5 protein-coding genes are annotated in these 4,162 nt (G+C 57.8%); all 5 read right to left on the minus strand.

What is annotated here, in order from left to right:
* Positions 1-458: HAD-IB family hydrolase (locus tag JWR17_RS16525; RefSeq protein WP_299833011.1), on the minus strand; the 458-nt coding region annotated here is incomplete at its 3' end.
* Positions 459-649: 191 nt separating this feature from the next.
* The gene (locus tag JWR17_RS16530; protein ID WP_299833012.1) at positions 650-1,639 is read right to left on the minus strand and encodes an ABC transporter ATP-binding protein; all 990 of its coding nucleotides are present in this window, start codon (positions 1,637-1,639) and stop codon (positions 650-652) included.
* Positions 1,636-2,436, minus strand: a complete 801-nt coding sequence (locus JWR17_RS16535; protein WP_299833013.1) for an ABC transporter permease — start codon at positions 2,434-2,436, stop codon at positions 1,636-1,638. Before JWR17_RS16535 ends, JWR17_RS16530 begins: the two co-directional genes overlap by 4 nt.
* Positions 2,423-3,265 carry an ABC transporter permease subunit gene (locus tag JWR17_RS16540; RefSeq protein WP_299833014.1) on the minus strand — a complete coding sequence of 281 codons (843 nt, stop codon included), beginning with the start codon at positions 3,263-3,265 and terminating at the stop codon, positions 2,423-2,425. The genes JWR17_RS16535 and JWR17_RS16540 overlap by 14 nt, the downstream gene beginning before the upstream one ends.
* The gene (locus tag JWR17_RS16545; RefSeq protein WP_299833015.1) at positions 3,262-4,068 is read right to left on the minus strand and encodes an alkaline phosphatase family protein; all 807 of its coding nucleotides are present in this window, start codon (positions 4,066-4,068) and stop codon (positions 3,262-3,264) included. Before JWR17_RS16545 ends, JWR17_RS16540 begins: the two co-directional genes overlap by 4 nt.
* Positions 4,069-4,162: the final 94 nt, after the last annotated feature.

Consider the following 4,162-nt stretch of genomic DNA (forward strand, 5'->3'; position numbering starts at 1 on the left):
CGATAGGTCAACACACCGACAGTCGCGCCGCTGTACACCCCATGCTTGACCTCCAGGTCGATACCCAGCACTTCATCAATGCCAATCCGTGCGGCGATGGCTTTGACCAAGTGTGTGCCCGAAGCCGAGATCACCAGAATGCGGTCGCCAGCGGCGCGGTGGTTGGCGATAGCGGTGCAGGCTTCACTGAAGATAATCGGTTCGATAAAGTCCTCTACCCACGGCTCGACCAGGTGATCGACTTCTTCCGGGGTACGGCCGGCCATGGGTTCCAGGCTGAACGCCATGTAGTCCTCCATTGCCAACTCGCCGGCGCTGTAGGCGGCCATCAGTTCATCGTTTTTACGCATGAATGATTCTTTGTCGACCCAGCCCAGGCGGGCCATCTGTTCGCTCCACAAGCTGGCGCAGTCGCCGCCGATCAAGGTTTCGTCCAGATCAAAAATTGCTAAAGCCATTACTGCGGTCCTCTGAATTTATTTCAACTGCAACCCATAACTGTAGGAGCGCGCTTGCCCGCGATCGGCTGCGCAGCAGTCGTAAACTATCGCATGCAAATCTCACGAAAAATTGCATGCGGCATTTAGGATCGCTTCGCTATCCATCGCGGGCAAGCGCGCTCCTGCGTTGGGCAGTTTGTGCGTATCGGTCAGGCTACCTCACGCAGCGCCGACGGATCGATGGCCAGGGTCACGCGGCGGCCATCCGGGTGCAGGTCAGCCGCTGAGCGGTTGAGTACATCCACCACTAACTCGACGCCTCGCGCCTCAATGCGATAACGAATCACGTTGCCCAGCAAACTGTGGCTGCGGACTTCGCCATCCAACTCGCCGGTCAAGCTCAATTCGATGGCTTCCGGGCGAATCGCCAGGCGCCCTTTAATCGGCCGCTGCAGCAGGCGACTGGCGCTTTCGGCATCAAGCAGGTTGTAGTTGCCGATGAAGCCCGCAGCAAACAGATCGATCGGCGCGGTGTACAAGGTTTCGGCGTCGCCGCTCTGCACGATCCGGCCCTGGTTCATCAGGAAAATCCGGTCGGACATGGTCAGGGCTTCTTCCTGATCGTGGGTCACGAAAATCGTCGTCAGGCCCAACTCGCGCTGGATCGCCCGGATCTGTTCACGCAGATGTTTGCGGATCCGGGCGTCCAGCGCCGACAGCGGCTCATCCAGCAGTAACAAGCGCGGCTGGGTGACCAGCGAACGGGCCAACGCGACGCGCTGGCACTGACCCCCCGACATTTGATGCGGGTAGCGGTTAGCGAAGTCAGTCAGCTCCACCAACCGAAGGATCTCCGCCACACGCTTACGGCTGTCGTCTGGGTTGACCTTTTGCATGCGCAAGCCGAACGCAACGTTTTGCTCGACGTTCATGTTCGGGAAAAGCGCATAACTTTGGAACACCATGCCGATCCCGCGCTTCTGCGGTGAGACCGGCACCAGGTCCTGGCCGTCCAGCAGAATGTGCCCGCTGGTGACCGACGTCAGGCCAGCAATACAGCGCAGCAGCGTGGATTTGCCGCAACCCGACGGGCCAAGCAGGGTGACGAATTCACCTTTTTTAATCTCGCAATTGATGTCACTGAACACGGCGGTACTGGCGTAGTTTTTTTGCAGATGTTCAACGCTGACGAAGCTCATTGGCTTTTGTCCTTGTTCAGTAAATTGGCAACCCAGGTCAACACCAGCACGAACATGAAATATGAAATCACCAAGGCGCTGGTGAAATGGCCGCTGCTGTTGCGCATGTTGTTGAGATAGACCTGCAGGGTTTCGTAACGAGTACCGACCAGGATGTTGGCGAACACGAATTCACCAAACAGGAAGGAGAACGACAGCAGCAGCGCGACCATCAGGCCTTTGCGCAGGTTCGGCAGCACCACCAGAATCGCCGCCTGCCAGGTGCTGGCACCGAGCAATTGCGCAGCGTCCATCAAGTCCCGCAGGTTGATCGCTTGCAGGTTGTTGGTGATTGCCCGGTACATGAACGGCAGCGCCACGGTGAAGTAGCAACCGATCAAAATCCACGGCGTGCCGACCATGGCAAACGGCCCGGAGCCGTACAGCTGCAACAGCCCCACCGAGGACACCACCGGCGGCACTGCGAAAGGCAGCAGGATCAATATGTTCATCAGCGCGTCGAGCTTGGGAAAGTGGTAATGCACCACGAACAGCAGCGGCAGAATTAAAATCACCGAAAGGATCAGCGAACCAACGCACACCAGCAACGATTGGCCGAACGCATGCAAAAAGCGCGGATCGCTCCACAGTTGTTCATACCATTTGAAGGTAAAACCGCTGGGCAGGATCGTTGCCGACCAACTGCTGGCCAGGGAATAGATCAACGTACCGGCCAATGGCAGCAGCAGAATGAGGAACAGGATGTACACCACTATTCGGTGGTACACCACGACGGAGCCGGATTCACCGCGAGACATGGTAGCTCCTCTTCAACAGCCATTGATGGACGATGGTCACCAGGGTCATCAAACCGACCAACACCACGGCCAAGGCACTGGCCATGTTCGGGTCGAGGGTGATATCGCCGGAGACCATGGCGGCAATCCGGATGGGCAACACGTTGAAATTGCCAGTGGTCAGCGCGTACACCGTGGCGTAAGCGCCAAGGGCATTGGCCAGCAGAATGACGAAGGTGCCGATCAGCGCCGGGGTCAGTACTGGCAAACCAATGTGCCGCCAGAACTGCCAGCCACTGGCGCCAAGCAGCGAAGCCGATTCACGCCAGTCCTCTCGCAGGGCGTCGAAGGCCGGGTACAACAGCAACACGCCCAGGGGGATCTGGAAGTAGGTGTACAGAATGATCAAACCGGTTTCCGAGTACAGGTTGAAGTCCTGAATAACCCCGGCCTGTTTGAGCATGATGGTGATCGTGCCGTTGAACCCCAGCAAAATGATGAACGCAAACGCCAACGGTACGCCAGCAAAGTTGCTGGTCATGTTGGCGAAGGCGTTCACGAAATTGCGAAGCCGCGAATTGACCCGGTGCAGGGAATAGCTGCCCAGTACGGCAATAATGATCCCGAACACGCTGGACCAAAAACTGATCTCCAGGCTGTGCCCGATGGCTTGCAGGTAAAACCTGGAGCTGAAAATTTCGCTGAAATTGGCGATGCCCCAGCCTTCATCTTCCGATTGCAGGCTGTTGATCAGCACCCACACCAGCGGCGCGATCTGAAACACGATAAAAAATACGGCGAAGGGCACCAGACACAGTGCTGCCAGCCATTTGCCTCGGATTGATTTCACTTCAACAGCTCCCTGCAGATGGGCTTGTCGTGAGGCACACCGAGCAATTCGCAGACCGTACCGCAGAGTTCAGTCTGCTTCGGGGCGGCGGACGGGTCGAGACTGAAGGCGTCGCCGAGTACGAACAGCGGAACTTCGCGTTCTTCCGGGAGCAAGCCATTGTGCGAGCGGTCGTTGTTCATGCCGTGGTCAGCCGTGACCAACACCTGATAACCGGCGTCAAGCCAGCCTTGCAGGTAATCGGCTAGGATGATGTCGGCAGACCGTGCGCTGTTGCGGTATTGCGGGGTGTCGAGGCCGTGCTTGTGCCCGGCATCGTCGATGTTCATGGGATGCACCAACAGGAAGTTCGGCGCGTGGCGCAGACGCAGGTTTTCGGCGTCGGCGAACAGGTGCGAATCCGGGTAGTGATCGGCGTAATAGAAGTGCCCGTACTGAATCGGCAGGTTCTTGTCGTCAGTGTGACGGTCCCGAGCTGCGTGAAACGGCGAACGGTTATACAACTCGCTGACCCAATGGTAGGCAGCGGCGGCGGTGGTGAGGCCGGCTTCGTTGGCGTAATGAAACACACTGCGTTGGTTCGACAGGCGAGAAACGTTGTTGTGCACAATGCCGCTGTCGATGGGCTTTACGCCGGTCAAGATGCATTCGTAAAGCGGCCTGGAGAGTGCCGGCAACTCACATTCCAGCTTGTATAACGCCGCGCGTCCTGCGCTGGCGTAGGCCTGAAGGTGCCCCATGGCATGCCGGGCGACCTGATAATTCAGACCATCAAGCACCACCAGGATGACGTTGTGTTTCATGGGAAAGCTCCAGCTGGATAGCGCTACACCTGTAGGCGCTGCCGAAGGATGCGATCATTTTCAAGATCGATCGCAGCCTAACGCAGCGCCAACA

Source organism: Pseudomonas sp. (assembly GCF_028293835.1).
Classification (GTDB): domain Bacteria; phylum Pseudomonadota; class Gammaproteobacteria; order Pseudomonadales; family Pseudomonadaceae; genus Aquipseudomonas.

What these genes read in the sequence shown, in the direction of transcription:
- JWR17_RS16545 (WP_299833015.1), bottom strand. Translation starts at nt 4,068, where the DNA reads ATGAAACACAACGTCATCCTGGTGGTGCTTGATGGTCTGAATTATCAG.
- JWR17_RS16535 (WP_299833013.1), bottom strand. Translation starts at nt 2,436, where the DNA reads ATGTCTCGCGGTGAATCCGGCTCCGTCGTGGTGTACCACCGAATAGTG.
- JWR17_RS16530 (WP_299833012.1), bottom strand. Translation starts at nt 1,639, where the DNA reads ATGAGCTTCGTCAGCGTTGAACATCTGCAAAAAAACTACGCCAGTACC.